Annotated in this window: 21 protein-coding genes and 1 pseudogene; 18 read left to right on the forward strand and 4 right to left on the reverse strand. The window is 61.4% G+C overall.

What is annotated here, in order from left to right:
• The first annotated feature begins 3 nt into the window (after nt 1–3).
• Nucleotides 4–642, forward strand: coding sequence for a ribonuclease T2 family protein (locus JFV30_RS10140; protein WP_201123443.1), 639 nt, complete (start codon nt 4–6; stop codon nt 640–642).
• Nucleotides 643–648: 6 nt separating this feature from the next.
• Here JFV30_RS10140 and JFV30_RS10145 read toward each other — a convergent pair.
• From JFV30_RS10145 to JFV30_RS10155, 3 genes and pseudogenes are all read right to left on the reverse strand, one after another.
• Nucleotides 649–1,490: pseudogene (locus tag JFV30_RS10145) on the reverse strand (metal-dependent hydrolase).
• A gap of 15 nt (nt 1,491–1,505) precedes the next feature.
• Entirely contained in the window at nt 1,506–2,405 is a 900-nt protein-coding gene (locus JFV30_RS10150) for an SDR family NAD(P)-dependent oxidoreductase (protein ID WP_010173205.1), read from the reverse strand.
• Nucleotides 2,402–3,940 carry a flavin-containing monooxygenase gene (locus JFV30_RS10155; protein WP_201123444.1) on the reverse strand — a complete coding sequence of 513 codons (1,539 nt, stop codon included), beginning with the start codon at nt 3,938–3,940 and terminating at the stop codon, nt 2,402–2,404. The genes JFV30_RS10150 and JFV30_RS10155 overlap by 4 nt, the downstream gene beginning before the upstream one ends.
• 303 nt (nt 3,941–4,243) lie before the next feature.
• On the opposite strand from JFV30_RS10155, the gene JFV30_RS10160 reads away from it, so the two are divergent.
• From JFV30_RS10160 to JFV30_RS10210, 12 genes are all read left to right on the forward strand, one after another.
• A complete protein-coding gene (locus JFV30_RS10160; protein ID WP_201123446.1) occupies nt 4,244–5,242 on the forward strand; it encodes an alpha/beta fold hydrolase in 999 nt (332 codons plus the stop codon).
• A gap of 317 nt (nt 5,243–5,559) precedes the next feature.
• Nucleotides 5,560–6,840, forward strand: a complete 1,281-nt coding sequence (locus JFV30_RS10165) for an alkane 1-monooxygenase (protein WP_201123448.1) — start codon at nt 5,560–5,562, stop codon at nt 6,838–6,840.
• Nucleotides 6,841–6,986: 146 nt separating this feature from the next.
• Entirely contained in the window at nt 6,987–7,481 is a 495-nt protein-coding gene (praA, locus tag JFV30_RS10170) for an alkane oxidation protein activator PraA (RefSeq protein ID WP_010173198.1), read from the forward strand.
• Nucleotides 7,482–7,612: 131 nt separating this feature from the next.
• Nucleotides 7,613–8,128 (forward strand): alkane oxidation protein activator PraB, encoded by a 516-nt coding sequence (gene praB / locus JFV30_RS10175; protein WP_201123450.1) that lies wholly within the window; start codon nt 7,613–7,615, stop codon nt 8,126–8,128.
• 148 nt (nt 8,129–8,276) lie between these two features.
• Complete coding sequence (gene praB / locus JFV30_RS10180) at nt 8,277–8,792, forward strand: alkane oxidation protein activator PraB (RefSeq protein WP_201123452.1); 516 nt, start codon at nt 8,277–8,279, stop codon at nt 8,790–8,792.
• Nucleotides 8,793–8,895: 103 nt separating this feature from the next.
• A complete protein-coding gene (gene praB, locus JFV30_RS33620) occupies nt 8,896–9,390 on the forward strand; it encodes an alkane oxidation protein activator PraB (RefSeq protein ID WP_446739851.1) in 495 nt (164 codons plus the stop codon).
• A gap of 107 nt (nt 9,391–9,497) precedes the next feature.
• A complete protein-coding gene (locus JFV30_RS10185) occupies nt 9,498–10,940 on the forward strand; it encodes an outer membrane protein transport protein (RefSeq protein WP_201123454.1) in 1,443 nt (480 codons plus the stop codon).
• Nucleotides 10,941–11,202: 262 nt separating this feature from the next.
• Nucleotides 11,203–13,740 carry an acyl-CoA dehydrogenase gene (locus JFV30_RS10190; protein ID WP_201123456.1) on the forward strand — a complete coding sequence of 846 codons (2,538 nt, stop codon included), beginning with the start codon at nt 11,203–11,205 and terminating at the stop codon, nt 13,738–13,740.
• Between the two features lie 99 nt (nt 13,741–13,839).
• A complete protein-coding gene (locus JFV30_RS10195) occupies nt 13,840–15,183 on the forward strand; it encodes a 3-oxoacyl-ACP reductase (protein ID WP_201123458.1) in 1,344 nt (447 codons plus the stop codon).
• Between the two features lie 3 nt (nt 15,184–15,186).
• Nucleotides 15,187–16,074, forward strand: a complete 888-nt coding sequence (locus JFV30_RS10200; RefSeq protein WP_201123460.1) for a MaoC/PaaZ C-terminal domain-containing protein — start codon at nt 15,187–15,189, stop codon at nt 16,072–16,074.
• Nucleotides 16,074–17,372, forward strand: coding sequence for an acetyl-CoA C-acetyltransferase (locus JFV30_RS10205; protein ID WP_201123462.1), 1,299 nt, complete (start codon nt 16,074–16,076; stop codon nt 17,370–17,372). The genes JFV30_RS10200 and JFV30_RS10205 overlap by 1 nt, the downstream gene beginning before the upstream one ends.
• 31 nt (nt 17,373–17,403) lie before the next feature.
• Nucleotides 17,404–19,107 (forward strand): AMP-binding protein, encoded by a 1,704-nt coding sequence (locus tag JFV30_RS10210; RefSeq protein WP_201123464.1) that lies wholly within the window; start codon nt 17,404–17,406, stop codon nt 19,105–19,107.
• A gap of 80 nt (nt 19,108–19,187) precedes the next feature.
• Here the strand turns inward: JFV30_RS10210 and JFV30_RS10215 are convergent, their stop codons facing one another.
• Nucleotides 19,188–20,084 carry a MurR/RpiR family transcriptional regulator gene (locus JFV30_RS10215; protein ID WP_010173178.1) on the reverse strand — a complete coding sequence of 299 codons (897 nt, stop codon included), beginning with the start codon at nt 20,082–20,084 and terminating at the stop codon, nt 19,188–19,190.
• A gap of 302 nt (nt 20,085–20,386) precedes the next feature.
• Here JFV30_RS10215 and JFV30_RS10220 point away from each other — a divergent pair, with 302 nt between their 5' ends.
• The 5 genes from JFV30_RS10220 (at nt 20,387) to JFV30_RS10240 (ending at nt 26,545) form a co-directional block, all read left to right on the forward strand.
• Nucleotides 20,387–22,324 (forward strand): bifunctional 5-dehydro-2-deoxygluconokinase/5-dehydro-2-deoxyphosphogluconate aldolase, encoded by a 1,938-nt coding sequence (locus JFV30_RS10220; protein WP_201123466.1) that lies wholly within the window; start codon nt 20,387–20,389, stop codon nt 22,322–22,324.
• Between the two features lie 165 nt (nt 22,325–22,489).
• Entirely contained in the window at nt 22,490–23,383 is an 894-nt protein-coding gene (gene iolE / locus JFV30_RS10225; protein WP_169388094.1) for a myo-inosose-2 dehydratase, read from the forward strand.
• The gene (gene iolB, locus JFV30_RS10230; RefSeq protein WP_201123468.1) at nt 23,380–24,174 is read left to right on the forward strand and encodes a 5-deoxy-glucuronate isomerase; all 795 of its coding nucleotides are present in this window, start codon (nt 23,380–23,382) and stop codon (nt 24,172–24,174) included. The genes iolE and iolB overlap by 4 nt, the downstream gene beginning before the upstream one ends.
• Before the next feature lie 25 nt (nt 24,175–24,199).
• Nucleotides 24,200–25,702: a CoA-acylating methylmalonate-semialdehyde dehydrogenase gene (locus JFV30_RS10235; protein WP_010173171.1), complete on the forward strand. Its 1,503-nt coding sequence runs from the start codon at nt 24,200–24,202 to the stop codon at nt 25,700–25,702.
• A 27-nt stretch (nt 25,703–25,729) separates the two neighbouring features.
• Entirely contained in the window at nt 25,730–26,545 is an 816-nt protein-coding gene (locus JFV30_RS10240) for a TIM barrel protein (protein ID WP_201123470.1), read from the forward strand.
• Nucleotides 26,546–26,552: the final 7 nt, after the last annotated feature.

Consider the following 26,552-nt stretch of genomic DNA (forward strand, 5'->3'; position numbering starts at 1 on the left):
CAGATGAAATGGAACGCAGCCTGGATGGGGTTGTTTCTGGTGCTGGCGAGCGCTGCCACGGCAGCACCGCGGGCGCAGGGGCAGGCGGGGGAGTTTGATTTTTATGTGTTGTCGTTGTCCTGGTCGCCGACCTTCTGCCTGACGCATCCGGACGACCAGCAGTGTTCGGGCAAGGGCTACGGGTTTGTCCTGCATGGCCTGTGGCCGCAGTACGCGAAGGGCGGCTGGCCGGCGTCGTGTGAGCCGCAGTCGCGGTTGTCGGATGCCGACTTCGCCCGGGGCAGGACGTTGTTCCCGTCGCCCAGGCTGCTCAGGCATGAGTGGGCCAAGCACGGCACTTGCAGCGGGCTTGAGGCGTCAGCCTATCTGGACAAGACCGATGCCGCGCTGGGCGTGGTCAAGATCCCGCAGCAGCTTGAGCCCTTCAATGTCCGTGGCGGCCTGGCTGCGCGGGACATCGAAGCGCTGTTTCGCGAGAGCAACCCGGCCATGGGCAACCACGGGCTGGCCGTGATCTGCAAGGGCGCGGTGTTGACCGAGGTGCGGGTGTGCCTGACCAAGGACCTGGCCTTTGCCGGCTGCCCGCGCAGCGTCAAGAGCCAGTGCCGGGACGGCGAGATTCGTATCCCGACCCAACGCTGAGCGGATTCACGCGGACCCATAACCGTTATGGGTCTGCTCGATTTCCTCCACCAATCGGTCAATGCCCGCCAGGCGCGCCCGGTTGTCATGGTCCCAGGGATGAAACCCTGGCTTGAAGTAATGCAACCAGGGCAACGCCATGCGCGGGAACACGCCCTTGGGTCCGTAGAGAAACTTGAGCATCCGCCAGAAGCCCTTCAAATGCCCGCCCGAACGGCGGTCGGCAAACAGCAGGCGCAGGTGGAAATCAAAGATCACCAGCCAGAAGAGCAGCGTGGTGACGAGCATGGTCCCGGTGCGCAGCAAATACCGCTTGGGCCCAGGCTTGATCACACGGTTCCACACATCAAACGCCACGGCCTTGTGCTCGGTTTCCTCCAGGGCATGCCAGTACCACATCTGTTGGTATCCCTTGACCGAATCACCAAACCGTGACGGGTCGCTGAGGAGGATTTCCGCGAGCATCGCGGTGTAATGCTCCAGGGCAATGGTCACCGCCAGGTTGAACGAGGCGGGCATGTACTTTTTTGCGCGTCGAGGATCATCTTCAGCCGACGATCCAGGGTATGCGCCGGCAGCCCGGCGGCTTGCAGCAGGTCGTTGTAGGCCACGTGCTCGCGGCTGTGCATGGCCTCCTGGCCGATGAACCCCTGGATTTCTTTCTTCAGTTCCGGCTCTTCGATGCGCTGGCGGTAATGGCGCACGCTGTCCATGAAGAACAGTTCGCCCTGGGGAAACAGCAACGATAACGCGTTGAAAAAGTGGGTGATGAACGGGCCTTGTTCATGCCAGTTCTTGATGCGTTCGGCCGGCAGGGCAAAACGAATATCGCGGCGAATCGGCAACATGATCGGTACTCCAGGTCAGAGACGGTGCTCTTCGTTGGTTTCAAGGACGGGTGACGGCGCGCTGCGTTGCTTGGGCGCCATGCGTTTGCTGGCGAACACCACCAGCGCTTGATAGGCCGCCGGCAGGCAGCGGGCGAGCAGGTCCAGAAAGTAAGCATCGCGGCCAATCAGCACGCGGCGTTTGTTGTTGCGTACGCCGTGCAGAATGACCTTGGCGGCCTGGTCGGCGTCGGTGATGAACAGCTTTTCAAAGTCGGCCCGGGCCTGCTGTTCGCTGTGGATCAGGAAGCCGGTCATGTTCGCGTCGATCCGGCTGCTGCGGCAGATGTCGGTACGGATCCCGCCGGGGTGCACGCAAGTGGCCGAGACCCCGCTTTTTTGCAGGTCGAGTTCCTGGCGCAGGGATTCGGTAAAGCCGCGCACGGCGAACTTGGTGGCGTTGTAGCCGCTCATGCCGGGCTGGGCGAACAGGCCGAATACGCTGGAGGTGTTGACCACATGGCCGTCGCCGCTGGCCTTGAGGTACGGCAAAAAGGCTTTGGTGCCGTACACCACGCCCCAAAAATTGATCCCGACGATCCACTCCAGGTCGGCGTAGTCCACGCCCTCGACGGTGCTCGACAGGGCCACCCCGGCGTTGTTGAAGATCAGATTGATTTGGCCATGGTCGATGGCGCACCGGGCGGCCCAGTCCTCCATGGCCTGGCGGTCGGAGACGTCCAGCACCTGCGAGGTGACCAGCACCGGCGCAAGCACCTGGGCCTTGATCAACTCGACCGTCTGCTCCAGGCCCTGGCTGTTTTTATCGGCCAGCGCCAAGTGGCAGCCTTCACGCGCCAACGCCAGTGCCAACGCGCGGCCCATGCCCGAGGCCGCACCGGTAATCGCCGCCACGCGGCCGTTGAATGACTTCATGACAGGCTCCCTTCAGGGGTGGTGTGGGGCGGCGCCTCAGCAGGGCGCGGTGTGGACGGCAGCGGCGCCAGGCTGGCGACGTAGTCCTTGAGGGCGAAATGCCGGGTGACCTGCTTGAAGCGCCAGGTCGAGCCGGGCCACAGCGTGGTGTTCTTGCCGGTGCGCGGGTCGAGGTACCAGCTCTTGCAGCCGCCGGTGGACCAGATGGTGCCCTTGAGTCTGTCCTGCAGCCTGGCGTTGTAGGCCAGCTCCACCGTCGGCTTGACGTCGACCGTGGCGATGCGATGGCGCTGCATGTGCTGCAGGGCGTCAAGGATGTAGGTGACCTGGGCCTCGATCATCAGAATCATTGAGTTATGCCCCAGCCCGGTGTTGGGCCCGACGATCAGGAACAGGTTCGGATAGCCCGGCACTGTGGTGCCCAGGTAGGCGTGGGCGCCGTCTTGCCAGGTGTCCATCAGGTCGATGCCATGCCGGCCGATGATGCAGTTGCGGGGCAGGGGATCGGTGGCCTGGAAGCCGGTGCCGAAAATGATGCAGTCGGCCGGGTGCTTGATGCCGTCGGCGGTGATCACTCCGTCGGCCTCGATGCGCAGCACGTTGTCGGTCACCACCTGCACGTTGCTGCGCGACAGCGCCGGGTAGTAGTCGTTGGAGATCAGCACACGCTTGCAGCCGATGGTGTAGTCGGGCGTCAGGGTCGCGCGCAGGGAAGGGCGGGCCACTTGTTTGTGCAGGTGGCGCACGGCGATTTTCTGCACCATTTTCATCAGGCCCGGGTGCCGGGCAAAGCCCACCACGCGACCTTCCAATGCCCAGTAGAACGCCCCGCGCACCAGGCGCTGGGTGAAGGGCAGGTGCTTGAAGGCCCAGCGTTCGAGGCGTGAAATCGGCCGGTCGGGCTTGGGCATGATCCACGGCGGCGTGCGCTGGAACAGGTCCAGGTGGGCCACCTGCGGCGCGATCTGCGGCACGAACTGAATGGCACTGGCGCCGGTGCCGATCACCGCCACGCGTTTGCCTTTCAACGAGTACTCGTGGTCCCACTGCTGGGAGTGGAAGCGTTTGCCCTTGAAGCTGTCCAGCCCGGGAATGTCCGGCAGCGCCGGGCGTGACAGGCCGCCCATCCCCGACACCAACACCCGCGCGCTGACCTGGCGGCCATTGCTGAAACTCAGGCTCCAGCGCTGCTGCGCCTCATCAAACACGGCCTTCTGCAGGCCCATGCCAAAGCGCAGGAACGGCGCCAGACCGAAGCGCTGCGAGCACTGTTCCAGGTAGGCGCGAATCTCCGCCTGGGGCGCGAATTGCCGCGTCCAGTCCGGGTTGGGCGCAAAGGAAAACGAATAGACATGGGATTGCACGTCGCAGGCGCAACCGGGGTAGTGGTTGTCCCGCCAGGTGCCGCCGAGGCAATCGGCCTGCTCGGCAATAAAGAAGTCGCTGAAGCCGGCTTCCTTGAGTTTGATCGCCATGCACAGCCCGGCAAATCCGGAACCGATGATGGCGATGTCGACGGTGTCATGGGCATTCATAGGCTGTCCCTCGTGGGCTGCTGGCGCCTTACGGGTTTCGACATCGGATGTGCTCCTTGTTTTTGTTTTGTCTTTTTAGATAGAACACCATTGCAAAGAAAAATTGAATTATTTATTTTAAAAAAGATTTTAAATAATCTACCTGAAAATATCGTCTAGGCTACGACCCAGTTCCTCAAGTGCGACTTATCCGACGGACGAGAGCTTTACGCACGCAGTTAAGGTCCAGGGGTGGACGATGGCTGAGGCCTTGACCAATACCGGTCGGGCCGCCAGCAACGCAGGGATGCAGAGGACCGAGCTATGGCTGTCGAGTGGGTTGTCGCTGCGGGTGTGTGTGTAGGGCTGAGCGTAGTGTTGTGGGCCTTCAGTGCCCGGATGACACGGCGTATAGAAGCTGCTGTTCCGATCAACGGGCGCTTTCTGGAGATCAATGGCGAGCGCTTTCATTATGTAGACGAGGGCAAGGGGCCGCCGCTGGTGATGATCCACGGGCTGATGGGCAGCAGTCGTAACCTGACCTATGCCTTGTCTGCCCAATTGCGTGAGCACTTTCGGGTGATCACCCTGGATCGTCCGGGTTCGGGTTATTCCACCCGGCATGCCGGCACCGCCGCCGACCTGCCTAGCCAGGCCCGGCAAGTCGCCAGCTTTATCAAGACGCTGGACCTGGATAAGCCGCTGGTGCTGGGACATTCCCTCGGCGGGGCGATTTCCCTGGCGTTGGCACTGGACCATCCCCACGCGGTGTCCGGATTGATCCTGGTGGCGCCGCTCACCCATCCCCAGCGCATGCTGCCTTTGGTGTTTATGTCGTTGGCGATACGCCCCGGATGGTTGCGGCGCTTCATCTCGCACACCCTGACCATGCCCCTTGGGATGTTGACCAAGGAGGCGACCGTCAAAGGCGTGTTCGCCCCCGACCCGGCCCCCGAAGACTTTGCCACCCGCGGTGGCGGGTTGCTGGGCATGCGGCCCGATAACTTCTATGCCGCCTCCACCGAGATCAACCTGGTCAACGATTTCCTGCCGGACATGGTCAAGCGCTACCCGCAGCTGACCTTGCCGATCGGGCTGATCTATGGCGCGCAGGACAAGGTGCTGGACTTCCGCAAACACGGCCAGGCCCTGGCCAGCCGGGTGCCGGGCCTGAAGCTGCAGTTGGTGGAAGGGCGCGGGCACATGTTGCCGATTACCGCCAGCGAGCGTGTCGCAGCGGTGGTCGAACAGGTGGCCAAGCGCGTCCGGCCTCCCGAAAGCGCCACGGTTTTGCATCCGCCGTTTGCGTTGGCGAGCAAATAATTGTGCTACCGAACTCGCGGTTCGACCCCGTCAATGCTTGCCCTAGACACCTGACCAAACGGCTGAAAAACAGACTGCCCGGTCACGTTCAAAAGGGTTCAAAAATTTAGTTGACGACCTAACGATTCCGCGCTATTTATTTAAAAAAATATTTCAATGTCTAATTTGAAATAATTTTTGAAATGCCTAAGAGCGAATAAAATAATGAAAAAAACGCCTTTTATCGCATGGTTGAATTCTCGGAGCAGTCACCGCTCCGTGTACCTGTTCAGTGTTGATTTTTGCTCCCTGCCCACCTGCCTCGTGCGGAGGCTGCCATGAATCAGACCCTGGCTGCCCCGAATGTCTGGACCGACGGCAAGCGCCACCTGTGGTGGCTCGGCATCATGCCCCTGGCAACCCCATTGCTTTCCGGCGCCCTGGCCATCACCACGGGCGTACAACAACTGTGGTGGGTCGGCGTACTGGTGATCTTCGGCCTGATCCCGTTGATCGACGGCCTGCTGGGTGAAGACGTCAGCAACCCGCCGGAATCCGCCGTCAGCAACCTCGAATCCCAAAGCTACTACCGCTGGATCGTCTACACCGGCGTGCTGTTTGTCATCTCCTCGGTGGTGATCACCGGGTGGCTGGCCGCAGGCGGCATCGACTGGATCATCAGCGGCGGCCTGTTGAATGCCACCGCCACCCTGGACCCATCGAGCTGGCTCGCCAAGACCGCCGCCTTCATCACCGCCCGTACCCAGCTGCATGGCGAGATCAACTGGTTCACCTACCTGGGCATGGCGATGTCCACCGGCGCCGCCACCGGTATCGCCATCAACACCGCCCATGAGCTGGGGCACAAGCCGCGCCTGCTGGAAGTCGTCCTGGCCAAGATCACCCTGGCGCCGACCTTCTACGGGCACTTCTACACTGAACACAACCGGGGCCACCACGTACGCGTCGCCACCCCGGAAGACCCGGCCAGCTCGCGGTTGGGGGAGAGCTTCTGGGCCTTTCTGCCACGCTCGGTGTGGTTCAGCGCCCGCTCGGCGTGGAACCTGGAACGTGAACGCCTGCGCAAACTCGGCCTGCCGGCCTGGCACTGGAAGAACGGCGTACTCAGCGCGTGGATGTACAGCGTGGTGTTGTGGGGCGCGATGATTGCATGGCTGGGGGCGGCCGTGATTCCGTTCCTGATCATCCAGGGCATCTACGGTTTCTCGCTGCTGGAAGTGGTGAACTACGTCGAACATTACGGCCTGAAGCGCCAGAAGTTGCCCAACGGTCGTTATGAACGCTGCTCGCCACGCCATTCCTGGAACAGTAATCGGATTGTGACCAATATCTTTCTGTTCCAACTACAGCGTCATTCCGACCATCACGCCAATCCAACCAGAAGTTATCAGTCCCTGCGTCACTTTGATGAATCGCCGCAACTGCCATACGGTTATGCCAGCATGATTGTCTGGGCGTATGTACCGTACTTATGGCGACGACGCATGGACCATCGGGTACTTAATCATTATGCCGGGGATATCACCCTGACCAATCTTCAACCTTCACAGCGTTTGAAGTATCTGGAGAAGTACAGCAACACCGCCAGGCCCTTCTAATGTAAAGCAGTCAGTTGTAAGGCGTACTCGGGATCTGTGTGTCGCGCAGGTTTTTATCGCCCTGAATAACCGGTTTCGAGTACGGATTAGTTGCAAAAAGTTTGTTTGACCCGAACAAAAATAAAATTAAGGGAAGGACGTACACCATGCAAACCCCTGCCAAGTTTACGACGCATATTGTATTGGCCGCCCTGGGCCTGATCGTTTACCACCAGGCCCAGGCTGCCCGTATCGAACCCGCCGGCAGTGCGTTTACTGCCCAGGGGCCCATCAGCTTTTCCAAGGGCGCGCTGATCAGCGCGGATTGCACCATCAAGGTCGCCGGCAAGGTCGCGGCGGATGGCTCGTCGGTGAATGTCGACAAAGTTGAATTCGACGGCGGCCTCAAGTGCAGCCGGGTGGAAGCGATCAACTTGCCGTGGGTATTAGTGGCCAAAGACACCAAGAGCGGCTCGATGTCGAAGATTGCCGTGGATGTGCACGCCTTTGGCCTGGGCGGCAAATGCGGGCCCTCTACCGCCGACGGTACCTGGGATAACGCCACCGGCAAGTTGGAAGCTGTCAATGTGCCGATCGGCGAAGACTGCAAGATCAAGACGGTGTCGATCAAGATGCCGCCAAGTTTCAAAGTTGTTGAGTAACAGTTGGATGTTGTAGCGGTAATTGAATTGAAATTTGGCTGGAAAGGGAAGTTCTGCAGATTCACCGTGACCTCTCGATCATGGCCATTACCCCTGGCGAAATGACTCGCCATAACATGTGAGGAAAAATAATGAAAAGCTTGAAAACCCTCGTGTCTTTGACTGCTTTGACTGTTTGCATGGGTGCTGCTTCGATGGCCAGTGCGGCGTCTTTCAGCCCTATTGGTGCAAGCATCACCGCTAACGGCAGCATTACGGTCAAATCGCCGTCGTCGTTTCAGCAGCCAGTGACTTGCAACATCCTTTTCCAGGGTGTTGTTAACTCCGATGGTACTGCCAATATCAATAGCGCCACCGTATCGGGCTCCAACAGCCTGTGCGCATTGCCCAAGATGACTAACCTGCCATGGAAACTGTCGGCTACCTCCGTTACTGCGGGTACCGTGACCAACGTTGGCTACACCATCGCAGGTGCACCGCCAATCATTCCTGCCACCAACTGCGGCCCGACCACTATTGCCGTGGGCCTGGCGTCAACTGCTAGCCCAGCTTCCAGCACGATCACTGCAACCAACCAGACGCTGACCGGCAGTTGCACCGTGGTGTCGCTGAGCCTCACCGCACCGGGTGCCGTGGTAATTCCTTGATAGGCGTACTCCGTAAAAAGGGTTGATCACCCCGATGGAAGGCAGGCGCCTCGCGAGAGGCGCTTGTTCAGGGATGGATAGCCAACGGATCGGCTGACAACACCGTTCATTGCGCTTGGTGAATACGTCACCAGATAGGTGGAAAAACATGGAAAGCTTGAAAACGTTCGTGGGTGCTACTGCTTTTGCAATGTGCATTTGTACGGCTTCGATGGCCAACGCGGCGTCTTTCATTCCTGCCGACCAATCATTTACCACCGTTAACGGCGCCCTGACGCTGAAGTCGCCGTCTTCGATGAGGGCACCTGTAACGTGTAATATCCAGTTTGTTGGGCGGGTATCCCACGATGGTTCCACTGCAAGTCTGACCAGTGTTTATATCGCCGGCAGCAACGCCCTGTGTGCCATGTATCGTGTCAGTAACTTGCCATGGGTATTGAATCCAACAGCCGGTGCTTTCGGGGCATTATCTAATGTCAGTTTCACTGTGGCGGGCCTTCCGCCAATCACTCCTGTTACTAACTGCGGTCCTGCAACTATTAGCGTTTCTCTCTTCAATAACACCGATGGCTTAAATCTTAATGCAATAAATCAGGTACTTCCCGGTAGCTGTGAAGTTGTGTCGATGCGCTTCGCAATTCCATACCTGATGATTAATCCTTGATAAACGCATTTTGATCGGCTTGCGCCTCAGGCGAGGTGTTTGGCCATGTAACTGATGCCGGCGGAGCCGGTGGATAAAAATAAAAAGTCTGGGGACTAAGACAATGCAAAGCCTTACCACACGTGTTTCTCTAACTGCGCTGCTGCTTGGCCTGGCATTCACATCCTCAATGACCCACGCGGCATCGTTTGCCCAAGCGGGCGCCGCATTTACTGCCACTGGCTCGATATCTACCGCAGTAAAGCTTTTGGTATGGACACCCGTCCCCTGCACTGTCGCGCTGACCGGACAGGTCGCTTCCGACGGTTCGAGTGCGACCATCACCGGTGCCACTTTTACGGGTAACGCACTGTGCGGAGTTTCCGCGCCGCTTAATCTGCCGTGGACGCTCGTACCGACGAATGCCAACACCGCAACACTTTCAGGTTTCGCCGAGAAGTTCTTCTCCGACACTTGCGCGTCTCCAAGTACGTTGACCACGCAATGGAGTGCTGCTGATAACACCTTTAGCCTCCTTAGCCCTCACACCGTAAGCGACAGCTGCCGAATCACGGCATTCAGTTTCAAGCCTTCGCCAGTCCTCACGATTAGCCCTTGAACTTGATCGTCAGATCAAAGGTTGAAATATGCCCCTGAACGGGCAAACGAAGCAGCAAGACGAGCCGGCTCGAGCAGGTTCAGTTTGATAACAATAAGGAGTGCCGCATGAATAATAAAAAACAACAGGTGCAGGCTGTATTGGGGCTCGCATTACTGGGGGGGCTGATGATTACCGCTCCGGCGCAGGCAGGTGGTTTTGCTACCCCGACCTATGGCGCGCAGGGCTGGGGCCGTGCCTTTGGTGGTGGTTCGCTGTTCAAGGATGACCCTTCAGCTGCGTATAACAACCCGGCTGCCATGGCATTTATTGATCACACCATCGTGCAGCAAACCGTCGACTACGCCCGCGTCAATATCAAGTACAAGGGCAATGCTTACGACTACAAGGGAGATCCGAGCAGTTCCAGCGTCATTGATCCCTTGACAGGTATACCTACCTCAACCCCGCGCACAGGCAACGGCGGTGAAGCAGGCTTCACCGCTTGGCTGCCTACCGGCTTCGCAGTGATTCCGCTCAATGACCGTTTTGCGCTCGGCTTGAGCGCTGTTGTCCCTCAAGGCATGAAAAGTACCTGGGACCCGGACTGGAAGGGTCGCGACTTCGCCGTCGACACCAAGATCGAAACGGTGGGTGTGACGGGCTCTCTGTCGTTCAAGGTCAACGACCAGTTCTCCATTGGTGGTGGCGCCATCGTGCAGCACAGTAGTGGCTTCGTCAGCCAGAACGTCGACCTGCTGGCAGCGGCGGCCTTGTCGCCAGGATTGGGCGGTGCACCCTTTCCTTCGGGGGTTGGGCACGCCTTGATGCGGGTCAAGGTAGATAACACCTCTGTCGGCTGGTTCGCCGGCGTGGTTTGGAAGCCAACGCTGCAGGATACTGTTGGCCTGAACTACCACGCCAAGATCAAGAACAAGCTGGAGGGCAACTACAATATCTATGCCGATGACGGCTCCAGAAGCCTGATGACCGATATCAACCCTGCTTTCGGCAAAACCCTGGTAGAGCAGGCGTACCCGGGCCTGCATCTGTACCCTGATGGCGCCAACGCCTCAACCCAGCTGGATATCCCGGCCAATGCCGCGATTGATTGGGTGCACGTGTTCAACGACCGCTTCACCCTGGGTGTCAGCGCCATGTGGACGCAATGGTCTTCGTTCAAGGACCTGACCCTGAAGTCCGACGGCAGCACCATTGTGTCGATTCCTTACAAGTACCGTGACGTCTGGATGCTGTCGGTGGGCGGTGACTACAAGCTCACCGACGACTGGACCGTGCGTGCCGGTGTCGCCAATGACCAGACTCCAACCCGTAACTCCACACGTGACCCACGTATTCCTGACGGTGACCGCTGGTTTGCTTCCCTGGGCCTGAGCTACGCCGTAAGAGCTATTCCGGGGCTGACCCTGGACGGTGCGTACTCCCGGCAGTTTGTGGAAGAGGTCAAATTGAAGACGCAGAACGTCGATCGTCTCGGCGGCGCACGCCTGGATGGCAAGGTCGACAGCAAAGGGGAGGTGGTCAGCCTATCAGCGACTTACGCGTTCTGATCGCGTGTAGTGAAGTGTATTGACTAGCCGATAAAGGAGGGCGGCAAGCGCATCTTGCTGCTCTTCCGGCATTTCTCCCGTTTTCCCTTTGATCCATCAGGCTGACTTCCTCAGCCCTTGATTTTTTCGTCCAAGCATTAAATAAAAATTTCAAAACAAAATTTGAATTTATCTTTTCAAGTTTGTAGTGTGGCTTTACGTCACAGGTCATTCCGATCTGCTTGGGCGTTGGCCGTACCCTGAATTGAGTAGAGGTATCCCCATGGTTATCTGGTTATTGGCGGGACTCGCAGCAGCGATTGCCCTGGCGTATCGACAAGCCGCCGCCACCCTCTGGCTGGGTGCCGGCCTGGTCTGGCTGGCGGTCGGTTACCTGTTCAACGTGGTCGCCGGTTTCGGCGCCAGTGTGGTGGCGGTGCTGGTGCTGTTGCCCACGCTGCTGCTGACGATCAAACCCCTGCGCCGCGCCCTGTTGACCAGCAAGGCCCTGGGCCTTTTCCGCAGCATCATGCCGGCGATGTCCGACACCGAGCGCGCCGCGATCGAATCCGGCACCGTGTGGTGGGACGCCGAGCTGTTCAGCGGCAAACCCCGCTGGGAACGCCTGCTGCAAGCGGCACCGGCGAGCCTCAGCGCTGAAGAACAGGCGTTCCTCGACAATGAAGTCGAGACCTTGTGCGACATGTCCAACGACTGGGAAACCACCCAGATCTGGCAAGACATGTCCCCCGAAGGCTGGCAGTACACCAAGGACGCCGGTTTCCTCGGCATGATCATTCCCAAGGAATACGGCGGCAAAGGCTTCTCCCACTATGCCCATTCCCAGGTGGTGATGAAGCTGTCTACCCGTTGCTCGGCGGCGGCGATTTCGGTGATGGTCCCCAACTCCCTCGGCCCGGCCGAACTGTTGCTGCACTACGGCACCGACGCCCAGCGCAACTACTACCTGCCACGCCTGGCCCGTGGCGAAGACATCCCGTGCTTCGCCCTGACCAGCCCGTATGCCGGCTCCGACGCGGGGGCAATTCCGGACCTGGGCATCGTCTGCAAAGGCCAGCATGAAGGCGAGGAAGTGCTGGGTTTTCGCGTGACCTGGGACAAGCGCTACATCACCCTCGGCCCGATTGCCACGGTGCTCGGCCTGGCCTTCCGCGCCGAAGACCCGGACGGTTTGCTCGGCCAGCCTGGCTCCCTGGGCATCACCTGTGCGTTGATCCCCACGTCCCATCCGGGCGTAAACAGCGGCCGGCGTCACTGGCCACTCAACGCCGTGTTCCAGAACGGCCCGACCACCGGCAAGGACGTGTTTATCCCGCTGGAATGGGTGATTGGTGGCCGCAAGCAAGTCGGCAACGGCTGGCGCATGCTGATGGAATGCCTGGCAGCCGGCCGGGCGATTTCCCTGCCATCGGCCAACGTCGGCCTGGGCAAGGTGGCCGTGCGCGGCACTACGGCGTATGCGGCAATGCGCAAGCAGTTCGGCCTGCCGATCGGCAAGTTCGAAGGCGTGCAGGCGCCCCTGGCGCGCATGGCCGGGCATCTGTATGCCTGCGACGCAGTGCGCAAGGTCTCGGTGGCTTCACTGGATGCCGGTGAAAAACCGTCGGTGATTTCGGCCATTGCCAAATATCACGTCACCGAGCGGGCACGCATCATCGTCAACGACGGTATGGACATTGTGGCCGGCAAGGGCATCTGCATGGGGCCCAACAATTTCCTCGCCCGGGCCTACCAGCAAAGCCCCATCGCGATCACGGTGGAGGGTGCGAACATCATGACCCGCTGCCTGATCATCTACGGCCAGGGCCTGATCCGTTGCCATCCCTATGTGTTCCGCGAGATGGAAGCGGCGCGCAACACGGACCGGCGCAAGGCCCTGGTGGACTTCGACAGCGCGATGTTCGGTCACCTGAGCTTTGTGCTGGCCAATACCGTACGTGCAGCGGTGCATTCGCTGACGGGCGGACGGCTGATTTCCGTGCCGGGCAAGACCGACCCGGCGCTGGCGTCCTACTACCGCCAGGCCAATCGGCTGTCGGTGGTGCTGGCCCTGATCTCGGACATTTCCATGGGCGTGCTGGGCGGTGCCCTCAAGCGCAAGGAAAGTATCACCGGGCGGTTGGGGGACATTCTGTCCCAGCTGTACATCCTGTCCTGCGTGCTCAAGCGTTTTGAGGATGATGGCCGGCCCCAGGCCGATTTGCCGCTGGTGCACTGGGCGGCGCAGGACGCGTTGTTGCGCGCTCATGAAGCCCTGGCTGAAGTGCTCGATAACTACCCGTCGAAAGCCGCCTCGGCCGTGGTGCGTGGCCTGACGTTCCCGTTCGGTATCCCGCAGCGCAAACCATCGGATCGCCTGCTGGCCCAAGTGGCGGAGCTGGTGCAGATCCCGGGCGAGACTCGCGACCGCTTGCTGGGCAACTCCTATATCCCGCGGCCGGAAATCGACAAGCTCGCCTATGGTGAATTGGCTTTGCGCCTGCTGCCGCAAGTGGAGCTGATCGAGGCGCGGCTCAAGGGCGCGATCAAGCAAGGCTTGATCGAACCAATGCCGATTTCCGGCGCGGCGTTTACTCCGTGGCGGGTCAAGGCGCGGGCGCTGGACCTGATCAGCGAGGACGACGACAGCTTGCTGGCGCGCTACGTGGAATACGGCGATCACGCGATTCAGGTGGACGACTTCCCGCAGGACTTCGGCTTACTGGAGGCCCTGCAACAGCGCCAGCAGGCGCTGGAGCAGGCCGCCAAACCGAGCGCAAGACGCCGCGCCAGCCAAGGCGAAAACGCGCCGGTCAACTGACTGGAACTGGAGGAACACGGTCAATGTGGGAGCAGGCAAGCCAGCTCCCACAGGGGGTCGGGTTTCCATGGCAACACCGTGTTGTGAGTGAGTTTACCCATGAGTGACAGCTACCTTTCTTTCGTCAATTCCCCCTGGGGAGCCTGGCTGGCCCGCACTGCCGGGTTGCCCCAACCCCTGGCACTGCAACGCCACCGCAGCGGCCAACAAGGCCTGGCCAACCCGGTAATCGTCGCCGGGGCAGGGCGCCTGGGGGCGGAAATCCAGCGCATCTTCACCGCCACCGATACAGTGACCGCCACCGCTGCGACCCTCAAGGCGCCTTCCACGGTCAAGGTCCAGGGCGCGGTGTTCGACGCCAGCGACGTCGCCGACCTCAAGCAACTGGACGAGCTCTACGAGTTCTTCCACATCAATGCCAAGCGTCTGGGGCAACACGCCCGGGTGGTGGTGCTCGGCACCGCGCCGGAGTTGTGCAAGGACCTGCCCCAGGCCATCGCCCAGCGCGCCCTTGAAGGTTTGGTGCGCTCACTGGCCAAGGAACTGCGCCGGGCGATCACGGTGCAGTTGATCTACGTCGCACCGGGTGCCGAAGACGCGCTGGAGAGCAGTCTGCGGTTCTTCCTGTCGCGGCGCTCGGCCTATGTCTCGGGGCAGGTAGTGCGCCTGGAAAACCCGGTGGACACCCAAGCGGAGATCAACTGGGACAACCCCCTCAGCGGTCGCCGCGCCCTGGTCACCGGCGCTTCCCGTGGCATCGGGCTGGCGATCGCTCAGGTGCTGGCCCGCGACGGTGCGCAAGTGGTCTGCGTGGATGTGCCCCAGGCCCAGGACTCGTTGCAACAAGCCGCCAGCAGTGTCGGCGGCACTGCACTGGCCCTGGACATCACCGCCACTGATGCCGCGCAACAGTTGCAAGCCCATATCAGTCAACACGGTGCCTTCGATGTGGTGGTGCACAACGCCGGGATCACCCGCGACAAAACCATCGCCAAGATGACCGAAGCCGCATGGCGCAGCGTACTGGCGGTGAATCTCGAAGCGCCGTTGCACCTGAGCACCGCGTTGCTGGAAAACCAGGGCCTGAAGCCGGGTGGGCGGATTGTGTGTGTCTCGTCGATTTCCGGCATCGCCGGCAACCTCGGCCAAAGCAATTACGCCACCTCCAAGGCCGGGGTAATCGGCCTGGTACAAGGCCTGGCACCGCAGGCGGCGGCGCAGCAGGTGACGGTGAATGCGGTGGCACCGGGCTTTATCGAAACCCAGATGACCGCAAAGATCCCTCTGATGATTCGCGAAGCGGGGCGGCGGATGAATTCCATGTCCCAGGGCGGGCAGCCCGTGGACGTGGCGGAAACCATCGCCTGGCTGGCGCATCCGGCTTCGGGCGGGGTCAATGGCCAGGTGGTGCGGGTCTGCGGCCAAAGCCTGTTGGGAGCCTGACACATGGACTATGTGACGCAGATTATTGATCCGCCGCTCTCACGTAGGCGGCTGTTGCTGGATGGCGTGTTGGGCCTGCGCAAACCCAAGCCAGAAGGCGCACCCACGTTGCCCAAAGAACGTCTGGTGCGTTTGGCCGTGGAGCTGTCTGCCCAAGGTATCGCCGCCTACGGCCGGGCCTGTGGTTTTCGCCGTGAGCAAGGCGTGCCACTGTCTTATCCTCATGTGCTGGCGTTCCCCTTGCACCTGATGTTGCTGACGCGCCCGAGTTTCCCGTACCCGGCCAGCGGCATGGTGCATTTGGCCAATCGCATCCGTCAGCATCGACGCCTGGAGGAGGGCCAGGCCCTGCGCCTGGAGGTGTATTGCGAGCGCTGGGTGGCCCATCCCAAGGGCCAGGCCCTGAGCATCGCCACCCGGGCCTACAGCGCCGGCACCCTGGTGTGGGAGAGCGACAGCCTGTACCTGCGCCGTGACGTAAACGCCCCGGTCGGCGAGCCCTGGAGCGACGTGCTGCCGTTGCAGGAAGACGGCTTGCTGCGTACCCAACGCTGGGTGCTGCCGGCGGATCTGGGGCGGCGTTTCGCCAAGGTCTCGGGGGATTTCAACCCGATTCATACCTCGATGATTGGCGCCAGACTGTTCGGTTTTCGCCGGGCCATCGCCCACGGCATGTGGACCCTGGGCCGCGCCCTGGCGGCCCAGCAACCGCCCGGCGGACTGGACCAGGCCGAAGCCCATTGCGACTTCAAGCTGCCGATCTTCCTGCCCGGCCAGGTCGCCCTGTGGAACGCCCCGCCAACCGGCCCGCGCCGTGAGTTTGAAGTGCGCAATGTCACCGGTGACAAACCCCATATGCGTGGGCTGTTTATCTGGAAAGAGAGCCATTGATGAGTGACTACAGTTTTAGCCCGGCACCGACCCGCCGCGTGGCGATTATCGGCGGCAACCGCATTCCGTTCGCCCGCTCCAACACCGTGTACGCCCATGACAGTAATCAGGATTTGATGGTCGCTGCCTTGCAAGGTTTAGTGGACCGCTACAATCTCCACGGCCTGCGCCTGGGGGAGTTTGCCGCCGGTGCGGTGATCAAGCATTCCCGGGATTTCAACCTGGCCCGGGAAAGCCTGCTGTCCACCACGCTGTCGCCCGAAACCCCGGCCTACGACCTGCAACAAGCCTGCGGCACCGGCCTTGAAGCGGCGCTGCTGGTGGCGAATAAAATCGCCCTCGGGCAAATTGAAGTGGGCATTGCCGGTGGCGCCGACACCACGTCCGACGCGCCCATTGGCATTAACGAATCCCTGCGTCGAACCTTGCTGTCAGCCAACCGCGCCAAGGGCACCGGCGCAAAGTTAAAAGCCTTGATGGGCGTGCGCCCGTCGATGTTTTTCAAGCCGCTGCTGCCGCGCAATGGTGAGCCGCGCACCGGCTTGTCCATGGGCGAACACTGCGAAGAAATGGCCAAGCGTTGGCAGATCAAGCGCCTGGCCCAGGACGAACTCACCCTCACCAGCCACCAGCGGCTGGACGCGGCGTACAAGCGGGGATTCTTCGACGATTTGATCAGCCCGTATCGTGGCCTGGCCCGCGACAACAACCTGCGGCCCGACGCCAGTCTGGAGAAACTCGCCGGCCTGTCGCCGGCCTACGATCGCCAGAACGGCACGCTCACCGCCGGCAATTCCACGCCCCTGACCGATGGCGCTTCAGTGGTGCTGCTGGCCAGCGAAGCGTGGGCCGCCGAACGTGGCCTGCCCGTATTGGCCTATTTAAGAACCGGCGAAACCGCGGCGGTGAATTTCGTCGACGGCACCGAAGGCCTGCTGATGGCCCCGGCCTACGCCGTGCCGCGCATGCTCCAGCGCGAAGGCCTGACGTTCGCCGACTTCGATCTGTTCGAAATCCACGAAGCCTTCGCCGCCCAGGTGCTGTGCACCCTCAAGGCCTGGGAAGACCCGGATTACTGCCGCGACCGCCTGGGCCTCGATGCGCCGCTGGGCAGCATCGACCGCGCCAAAATGAACGTCAACGGTGGTTCCCTCGGCTGCGGTCACCCGTTCGCGGCCACCGGTGGCCGGCAACTGGCGGCGCTGGCCAAGGCCATCCACCAGCGGGGCGGCGGGCGTGGCTTGATTTCGATTTGCGCGGCCGGTGGGCTGGGCATTACCGCTATCGTCGAAAAGTAGTTCCCGCCATAAAAACAACAAGGAGACTGCCATGAACGCTGTAAGCCTGGAACAGACCGAACGCCTCTGGTTGAACGCTTACCTGCCCGGTGTGCCGGCCGACATCGACGCCGGCATCGAGGATTACCCGTCGTTGCGCGAGGTGTTCCTGGAGCACCTGCACAAGTTCCGCGACCGCGTGGCCTACGTCAGCATCGGCACCGAAATGACCTACGCCGACTGGGAGATCCAGGGCATTGCCTTTGCCGCCTGGCTGCAGGCCCAGGGCGTGAAGAAGGGCGACCGGGTGGCGTTGATGATGCCCAACTGCTTGCAGTACCCGATCTGCCTGCTGGGCACGATCCTGGCGGGCGCGGTGGTGGTCAACGTCAACCCGTTGTACACCGCCCGGGAGCTGCAGCATTTGCTCAAGGACAGCGGAGCGGAGACCCTTGTGATCTTCGAAAACTTCGCCCACACCCTGGAGAAGGTGGTTGCCGCCAGTACCGTCAAACGCGTGGTGATTGCGGCCATCGGCGACTTGCTTGGTATGTTCAAGGGGGCGGCGATGAACTTCATCCTGCGCAGCGTGCAGAAGCAGGTGCCGCGTTTCAATTTGCCGGGGGCCGTGCGTTTCAACCAGGTGTTGAAACAGGGACGTGGGCAAACCCATCTGGCCGTGCCGATGAACCGCGAAGACCTGGCCTTCCTGCAATACACCGGCGGCACCACCGGCGATGCCAAAGGCGTGATGCTCAGCCATCGCAACATCATCGCCAACCTGTTGCAGGCCAAGGCGTGGGTCGGTGATCAACTGGATCAGAACCAGCAGGAAACCAACGTCACCTTGCTGCCGCTGTACCACATCTTTTCCCTCACGGTGAACTGCCTGATGTTCATGTGCCTGGGCGGGCGCAACATCCTGATCGCCAACCCGCGGGACGTGAAACGGGTGCAGATGATCCTGCGCAAGGAGCGTTTCAACGGGATTGCCGGGGTGAATACGCTGTTCAACGGTTTGCTGGAAAACAAGGAATTCTGCGCCCGGGATTTCTCCGACCTGCGCATGGTGATCGCCGGCGGCATGGCCACCCACACCGCCGTGGCCAAGCGCTGGAAGGAGGTCACCGGCTTGCCGATCATTGAAGGCTACGGCCTCACCGAGTGCTCGCCGGTAGTCAGCATCAGCCCCATCGACGTCTCACGCATGCGCGAAATGGAATTCACCGGCAGCATCGGCGTGCCGCTGCCGTCGACCTGGGTGCGGTTTATCCGCGAGGACGGAGAGCTGGCGGAACTGGGCGAGCAGGGCGAACTGCAAGTGCGCGGGCCGCAGGTGATGCAGGGTTACTGGAAACGCCCGGCGGAAACGGCCGAGGTGCTGGATGCCGAAGGCTGGCTGTCGACCGGGGATATCGGGGTGATGAATGAGCAGGGCTTCATTCGCCTGGTGGACCGCAAGAAGGACATGATCCTGGTGTCGGGGTTCAACGTGTATCCCAACGAGATCGAAGACGTGGTGGCGCTGCACCCCGGCGTGGCGGAAGTGGCGGCGATTGGGGTGGAGGATGGCGTGACCGGCGAGCGGGTGAAAATCATCGTGGTGCGCAAGGACCCGGGTCTGACCCAGGAGCAGATTCTGGCGCATTGCCGGGAATACCTGACGGGGTACAAAGTGCCGCGGTTTGTGGAGTTTCGTACCGAGGAGTTGCCCAAGACGACGGTGGGCAAGGTGTTGCGCCGCGCCCTGCGCTAATCCCGAGTGAACGCGGTCAAAAATGTGGGAGCTGGCAAGCCAGCTCCCACATATGATCCAGGATGGCTGAAAGCTCGCCGTCAGTCGTCGAAACCCACCTGTTCATGAATCTCATCGACCTTCAACTCCAGCCGATACGCCACGGCAATAAACAACGCCTGGCACAGGCACAGCGTCGCACTCAGTGACCTGAACGCAAACGACGAGCCTTCATTCACCAGCAACACCGTGCTCGCCCGCTTGGCCAGGGGCGACAGGTTGCTGTCGGTAATGATCAGCGTCTTGGCCTGATGATGCTGGGCAATCCGCAGGCAGTGCTGGGTTTCCTTGCCGTACGGCGTGAAGCTGATGGCGATCACCAAATCATTCGCCCGCACACTGCGCATCTGCTCGCGATAACTGCCGCCCAACCCCGAGACCAAGTGAATGCGCTTGTTGGTGTGCTGCAGGTTGTACACCAGGTAATCCGCCACGGCGAACGAGCGGCGCACGCCGACCACATAGATGTTGTCGGCATTCACCACCAGGTCCACGGCCTTGTCGAAGGCCACGTCGTCCAGCTCCAGGCCCAGGCGCTCGATGCCGGACAGCGTGGCATTCACGCACTCACGCGCCAGGTCGCCGCCGCTGGCTTTCTGCGACTTGTTGGCGATCATGCTGCGGATGCGCTGCTGGTAGTTCTGCACCGGCGTGGTCTTGTGGGTGTAGGCCTCGCGGAACAACGCCTGCATCTCACTGAAACCACTGAAACCGAAACGCTGGGAAAACCGCACGATGGCCGACGGGTGCACTTCGCATTCACGGGCGATGTCGCTGATGCGGTCGACCATGATCCGGTCGCTCTGCTGGCTCATGTAGCTGGCGATGCGCTTGAGCTGGCGCGGCAGGCTCTCGTATTCATCGGTGATCAGCTGCAACAGCCGCTCGGCGTTGATCGGCGGGCTGGCGAGTGCGTCTTCCGGGGCGCTCTGGGACATAGGGAATCCTTCTGGCTTGTTCTTATAGGGCGCGGTGAGCCGCCCCTGACAATAAATCGATGTGCGCAAGTCTACAGGGTAGGCGCAAAAAATACCTCGGCATCCCGCCACCCGGTGCGGCTGAAACGATGCACCGTGGCTGGAACACACCGATGATGGCGTATTGGAAAATATATTCCACAAAAAATATTTATAGAATAAATATTGATTGGCGTCCCCAGACGTTCTAGTCTGCTTGCACCAAGAGCGTATGCCGCCACCACGACGGCAGACGCAGGCTGATAAAAATAACAGGAGCCAGCATGGGCCAGACTCGTTTTGCCAGTGGGCGTCAATTGGATCTGATTTGCCTGGGACGCCTGGGCGTCGACCTTTACGCACAACAAGTGGGTGCACGGCTGGAGGATGTCTCAAGCTTCGCCAAGTACCTCGGCGGTTCTTCCGCCAACATCGCGTTCGGCACCGCGCGGCTGGGGCTCAAGTCGGCGATGTTGAGCCGGGTGGGTGACGACCATATGGGGCGTTTCCTGCTGGAGTCCCTGGCTCGCGAAGGCTGTGACGTCAGCGGCATCAAGGTCGACCCGGAACGCCTCACCGCCATGGTGCTGCTGGGCCTCAAGGACCGTGAAACCTTCCCGCTGGTGTTCTACCGCGAGAATTGCGCCGACATGGCCCTGCGCGCCGAAGACATCAGCGAAGCGTTCATTGCTTCCAGCAAGGCGCTGCTGATCACCGGCACTCACTTCTCCACCGACGGCGTGTACAAGGCCAGCATCCAGGCGCTGGACTATGCCGAGAAGCACAACGTCAAGCGCGTGCTCGACATCGACTACCGCCCGGTGCTCTGGGGCCTGGCCGGCAAGGCCGACGGTGAAACCCGGTTTGTGGCCGACCAGAATGTCAGCCAGCACGTGCAAAAAATCCTCCCGCGGTTTGACTTGATCGTCGGCACCGAAGAAGAATTCCTGATTGCCGGCGGCAGCGAAGACTTGCTGACGGCTTTGCGTACCGTGCGCGGCCTGACCTCGGCCACCCTGGTGGTCAAGCTCGGCCCGCAAGGCTGCACGGTAATCCACGGCGACATCCCGGCCCGCCTCGAGGACGGCGCGATCTACCCTGGTGTACGGGTGGAAGTGCTCAACGTCTTGGGCGCCGGTGACGCGTTCATGTCCGGCTTCCTCAGCGGCTGGCTTGAAGACGCCAGCGACGAGCGCTGCTGCCAGTTGGCCAATGCCTGCGGCGGCCTGGTGGTGTCCCGCCATGCCTGCGCCCCGGCCATGCCGACCCGTGCCGAACTCGATTACCTGTTCAACAGCCCGGTGCCGATTACCCGCCCGGACCAGGACGCGGTGCTACAACGCCTGCACCAGGTCAGCGTGCCGCGCAAAGTCTGGAAGCAGCTCTTTGTGTTTGCCTTCGACCATCGCTGGCAGTTAGTGGAGCTGGCACAAAAGGGCGGCCAGGACCCGGCGCGCATCAGCGCCCTCAAGCAGCTGTTTATCCAGGCTGTGGAACGGGTTGAAAGCAAGCTGGCGGAGCAGGGCGTCGAGGCCGATGTGGGGATTCTGGCCGACCAGCGCTTCGGCCAGGATGCACTGAACGCCGCCAGCGGTCGCGGCTGGTGGATCGCCCGCCCCGTGGAAGTCCAGAACTCCCGGCCATTGGTCTTTGAGCACGGTCGCTCGGTGGGCAGCAACCTGATTGCCTGGCCTCAGGAACAGATCATCAAGTGCCTGGTGCAATTTCACCCCGACGACGAACCGCTGCTGCGCCTGGAACAGGAAGCGCAACTCAAGAGCCTGTACCAGGCGTCCCTGGTCAGCGGCCATGAGCTGTTGCTGGAAGTGGTGCCGCCCAAGGATCACCCGTCCACCTATCCCGATGTGCTCTATCGCAGCCTCAAACGCCTGTACAACCTGGGTATCTACCCGGCGTGGTGGAAGATTGAAGCGCAGTCGGCCGAAGACTGGAAAAAGCTCGACGAACTGATTCAGGAGCGTGATCCCTATTGCCGTGGCGTGGTGCTGCTGGGGCTGAACGCCTCGGCCGAATGCCTGGCCGATGGCTTCCGGCAAGCCAGCCAGAGCCAGACCTGCCGTGGTTTCGCCGTGGGCCGCACGATCTTCCAGAAGCCAAGCCGTGCCTGGCTGGCCGGGGAGATTGACGATGAGGGGTTGATTCAACAAGCCCAGGGCATCTTTGAACAACTGATCAATGCCTGGCGCAGCGCCCGAAGTTAAACCCCGGTCGTTGAATTGGAATGCAATGAAATGTGGGAGCTGGCTTGCCTGCGATGGCATCACCTCGGTACACCTGTTAGACCGAGTCGCCCGCATCGCAGGCAAGCCAGCTCCCACATAAAGCAGATCTCAGGCAACTCTGAAAAAACAATAATAGGTGCAGCCATGCCCGCTATCCGAATTGGCATCAACCCGATCTCCTGGAGCAACGACGACCTGCCGGCCCTGGGCGGCGAAACGCCGTTGAGCACAGCCCTCAGTGAAGGCAAGGACATCGGCTACGAAGGCTTCGAACTCAACGGCAAGTTCCCCAAGGACGCCAAAGGCGTAGGCGATGTACTGCGCCCGTATGACCTGGCACTGGTCTCCGGCTGGTACTCCAGCCGCCTGGCCCGGCGCTCGGTGGCGGAAGAGATCGAGGCCATCGCCGGTCACCTCGAACTGCTGCGCGAGAACGGCGCCAGCGTGCTGGTGTACGGCGAAGTCGCCGACTCGATCCAGGGTTCGCCGGTGCGCCTGATGGAACGCCCGCGTTTCCACAGCGAACAGGCCTGGCAGGCATACGCCGACAAACTCACCGAACTGGCACGCTTCACCCTGTCCCAGGGCGTGCGCCTGGCGTACCACCACCATATGGGTGCCTACGTCGAATCCCCGGAAGACATTGACCAACTGATGCGCCGCACCGGCCCGGAAGTCGGCCTGCTGTTCGATTCGGGCCACTGCTACATGGGCGGCGGCGAACCTATCGAGGTGCTGCGCAAACACATCGACCGCATCTGCCACGTGCACTTCAAGGACGTGCGCAAACCGGTGGTGCAACTGGCGCGCAACCAGATGTGGAGCTTCCCGGACTGCATCGTCAACGGCACCTTCACTGTGCCCGGCGACGGTGATATCGACTTCGCCGCGCTGCTGGACGTGCTGCTGGCCGCCGACTACCACGGCTGGCTGGTGGTGGAAGCCGAGCAGGATCCGGCGGTGGCGCCCAGCTACATCTACGCGAAGAAGGGTTACGACACCCTGCGCGCACTGTTGAGCGAGAGGACTGGACAATGAGCCTGTTGGTCAAAAGCAGCAAACGCGGGCAGACCATGGTCGCGCTGGAAGAAGGGCGCCTGGAATACGTGGGCTTCGCCGCCTACCGCCTGAGCCTGGGTGAAAGCTTGCCGGTCACCGCCGGTGATAAAGAACTGTGCCTGGTGCTGCTCAGCGGCCGGGTGACCATTCAGGGCGAAGGCTTCAACTGGGAAAACCTCGGCGATCGCCACTCGGTGTTCGAAGACAAATCCCCCTTTGCTGCCTACCTGCCACCGGGCACCGACGCCCAGGTCACCGCGCTGAGCGACGTGCAAATCGCGGTCTGCGCGGCTCCCGGCTCGACTGACGCAGGCCTTGCGCCTCGATTGATCCGCCCCGAGCAATGCAAACGCAGCGTACGCGGCAAGGGCGCCAACACCCGCTACGTGTGCGACATCCTGCCCGACAGCGAGCCCGCCCATTCGCTGCTGGTGGTGGAGGTGCGCACGCCGTCCGGTCACTCGTCGAGCTACCCGCCCCACAAGCACGACACTGACGATTTGCCGCACCAGAGCTTTCTTGAAGAAACCTATTACCACCAGATCAACCCGCCCCAGGGCTTTGTGTTCCAGCGCGTCTACACCGACGACCGCAGCATCGACCAGGCCATGGCCGTGGAAAACAGCGACCTGGTGGTGGTGCCCAAGGGGTATCACCCGGTCAGCGTGCCGTATGGCTACGAGTCCTACTACCTGAACGTGATGGCCGGCCCCAAGCGCGCCTGGCATTTCCATAACGACCCGCAGCACAGCTGGCTGCTGGATCTTTAAGCACTTTCGACGGAGAACAAGAACAATGAGCAACGCCCCGGTAATCGGCCATTACATCAACGGCCAGGTGCAGGACAGCGACAGTGAGCGTTTCAGCCCTGTGTTCAACCCGGCCACCGGCGAAGTCCAGGCCCGCGTCGGGCTGGCCAGCCAGAAGACCGTCGATGAAGCCGTGGCCTCGGCACTGAACGCCTTCCCGGCGTGGTCCGAACAATCGTCCCTGCGCCGTTCGCGGGTGCTGTTCAAATTCAAGGAATTGCTCGACCAGCACCACGATGAACTGGCCGAAATCATCAGCCGCGAGCACGGCAAGGTGTTCTCCGACGCCAAGGGCGAAGTCACCCGCGGCATCGAGATCGTCGAGTACGCCTGTGGCGCGCCCAACCTGCTGAAAACCGATTTCAGCGACAACATCGGCGGCGGCATCGACAACTGGAACCTGCGCCAGCCCCTGGGCGTGTGCGCCGGCATCACCCCGTTCAACTTTCCGGTGATGGTGCCGCTGTGGATGATCCCGCTGGCCCTGGCCACCGGTAACTGCTTCATCCTCAAACCGTCCGAGCGTGACCCGTCCGCCAGTTTGCTGATGGCCCGCCTGCTGACCGAAGCCGGGCTGCCCGACGGTGTGTTCAACGTGGTGCAGGGCGACAAGAGCGCGGTGGACGGCCTGTTGCAGCACCCGGACATCGAAGCGATTTCATTTGTCGGTTCCACGCCGATTGCCGAGTACATCCACCAGCAGGCCACCCAGCGCGGCAAGCGTGTGCAGGCGTTGGGCGGGGCGAAGAACCATATGATCGTAATGCCCGATGCCGACCTCGACCAGGCGGCCGACGCCTTGATCGGTGCGGCCTACGGCTCTGCCGGTGAGCGTTGCATGGCGATCTCGATTGCGGTGGTTGTCGGTGATGTCGGCGACAAGCTGATCGAAAAACTGCTGCCGCGCATTGACCAGTTGAAGGTCGGCAACGGCATGCAGAAAGACAGCGAGATGGGCCCGTTGGTCACCGCCGAACACAAGGCCAAGGTCGAGGGCTTTATCGACCAGGGCGTGGCCCAGGGCGCGAAGCTGATCGTCGATGGCCGTGGCTTCAAGGTGCCGGGGGCGGAGGGTGGTTTCTTCGTCGGTGCGACCCTGTTCGATAACGTCACGACCGAGATGAGCATCTACCAGCAAGAGATCTTCGGGCCGGTGCTGGGCATCGTGCGGGTGGCGGATTTTGCCAGTGCGGTGGCCTTGATCAATGCCCACGAGTTCGGCAACGGCGTGTCGTGCTTTACCAGCGACGGCGGCATTGCCCGCGCGTTTGCCCGCACCATCAAGGTCGGCATGGTCGGCATCAACGTGCCGATTCCGGTGCCCATGGCCTGGCATTCGTTTGGTGGCTGGAAGCGCTCGCTGTTCGGCGACCACCATGCCTACGGCGAAGAAGGCATTCGTTTCTACAGCCGCTACAAAAGCGTCATGCAACGCTGGCCCGACAGCATTGCCAAGGGCCCTGAATTCAGCATGCCAACCGCCAAGTAATTTTTTCGAGTGTGGAGCACAACAATAATGAAGTCGCCTCTACGTTTTGCCCTCAACCGCATGGTCGCCCCCAGCCTTTCCCTGCCGGATTTCATCCAGCTGGCGGTGACTCTCAAATGCGATGCCATCGAGATCCGCAACGACCTCAAGGGCATCGAGATTGAAGACGGCACCCCCGCCAGCCGCGTGCGCGAATTGTGCGCGGTGCACGGCATCACCGTGCTGTCGATCAACGCGCTGTACCCGTTCGACGTGTGGAATGACGAGCGCCGTGCCCAGGCGATCAAGCTGGCCGCCTATGCCCGCGAAAGCGGCGCGCAGGCGTTGGTCATGTGCCCGTTGAACGACCGCGCCGACCCGCGCAACGAAGCCCAGCGTGCCGCCGGTTTGCGCACGGCCTTGAGCGAGCTGGCGCCGATCCTGCGGGAGTACGGGATTCTCGGGTTTGTCGAGCCCCTGGGCTTTGAAGAATGCTCCCTGCGCCGCAAACGCGTGGCGGTGGACGCGATCAAGGCCATCGGCGGGCTGGATGTGTTCCGCGTGGTGCACGACACCTTCCACCACCACCTGGCCAGCGAACATGAGTTCTTCCCCGATCTGACCGGGTTGGTGCACATCTCCGGTGTGGAAGATGCCGAGGCGCCGCTGAACTCGATCCGCGACGGCCACCGCGTGCTGGTGGGCGAGGCGGACATCCTCGGCAACGCCGCGCAGATCGACACCTTGCTCAGCACCGGCTACAGCGGCTACCTGTCGTTCGAGCCGTTCGCCGAAAGCGTGCACGGCCTGGCCGACATCAAGCAGGCGCTGGGGGCGAGCATCGCCCACCTGCAAAAACGATAAGGGGCAC

The sequence above is a fragment of the Pseudomonas sp. TH32 genome (genome assembly GCF_016650855.1).
GTDB lineage: Bacteria > Pseudomonadota > Gammaproteobacteria > Pseudomonadales > Pseudomonadaceae > Aquipseudomonas.

Bases quoted from the DNA above. Each gene is read 5' to 3' on its own strand.
- JFV30_RS10140 (WP_201123443.1), top strand. From the start codon at position 4: ATGAAATGGAACGCAGCCTGGATGGGGTTGTTTCTGGTGCTGGCGAGC.
- JFV30_RS10150 (WP_010173205.1), bottom strand. From the start codon at position 2,405: ATGAAGTCATTCAACGGCCGCGTGGCGGCGATTACCGGTGCGGCCTCG.
- JFV30_RS10155 (WP_201123444.1), bottom strand. From the start codon at position 3,940: ATGAATGCCCATGACACCGTCGACATCGCCATCATCGGTTCCGGATTT.
- JFV30_RS10160 (WP_201123446.1), top strand. From the start codon at position 4,244: ATGGCTGTCGAGTGGGTTGTCGCTGCGGGTGTGTGTGTAGGGCTGAGC.
- JFV30_RS10165 (WP_201123448.1), top strand. From the start codon at position 5,560: ATGAATCAGACCCTGGCTGCCCCGAATGTCTGGACCGACGGCAAGCGC.
- praA (WP_010173198.1), top strand. From the start codon at position 6,987: ATGCAAACCCCTGCCAAGTTTACGACGCATATTGTATTGGCCGCCCTG.
- praB (WP_201123450.1), top strand. From the start codon at position 7,613: ATGAAAAGCTTGAAAACCCTCGTGTCTTTGACTGCTTTGACTGTTTGC.
- praB (WP_201123452.1), top strand. From the start codon at position 8,277: ATGGAAAGCTTGAAAACGTTCGTGGGTGCTACTGCTTTTGCAATGTGC.
- praB (WP_446739851.1), top strand. From the start codon at position 8,896: ATGCAAAGCCTTACCACACGTGTTTCTCTAACTGCGCTGCTGCTTGGC.
- JFV30_RS10185 (WP_201123454.1), top strand. From the start codon at position 9,498: ATGAATAATAAAAAACAACAGGTGCAGGCTGTATTGGGGCTCGCATTA.
- JFV30_RS10190 (WP_201123456.1), top strand. From the start codon at position 11,203: ATGGTTATCTGGTTATTGGCGGGACTCGCAGCAGCGATTGCCCTGGCG.
- JFV30_RS10195 (WP_201123458.1), top strand. From the start codon at position 13,840: ATGAGTGACAGCTACCTTTCTTTCGTCAATTCCCCCTGGGGAGCCTGG.
- JFV30_RS10200 (WP_201123460.1), top strand. From the start codon at position 15,187: ATGGACTATGTGACGCAGATTATTGATCCGCCGCTCTCACGTAGGCGG.
- JFV30_RS10205 (WP_201123462.1), top strand. From the start codon at position 16,074: ATGAGTGACTACAGTTTTAGCCCGGCACCGACCCGCCGCGTGGCGATT.
- JFV30_RS10210 (WP_201123464.1), top strand. From the start codon at position 17,404: ATGAACGCTGTAAGCCTGGAACAGACCGAACGCCTCTGGTTGAACGCT.
- JFV30_RS10215 (WP_010173178.1), bottom strand. From the start codon at position 20,084: ATGTCCCAGAGCGCCCCGGAAGACGCACTCGCCAGCCCGCCGATCAAC.
- JFV30_RS10220 (WP_201123466.1), top strand. From the start codon at position 20,387: ATGGGCCAGACTCGTTTTGCCAGTGGGCGTCAATTGGATCTGATTTGC.
- iolE (WP_169388094.1), top strand. From the start codon at position 22,490: ATGCCCGCTATCCGAATTGGCATCAACCCGATCTCCTGGAGCAACGAC.
- iolB (WP_201123468.1), top strand. From the start codon at position 23,380: ATGAGCCTGTTGGTCAAAAGCAGCAAACGCGGGCAGACCATGGTCGCG.
- JFV30_RS10235 (WP_010173171.1), top strand. From the start codon at position 24,200: ATGAGCAACGCCCCGGTAATCGGCCATTACATCAACGGCCAGGTGCAG.
- JFV30_RS10240 (WP_201123470.1), top strand. From the start codon at position 25,730: ATGAAGTCGCCTCTACGTTTTGCCCTCAACCGCATGGTCGCCCCCAGC.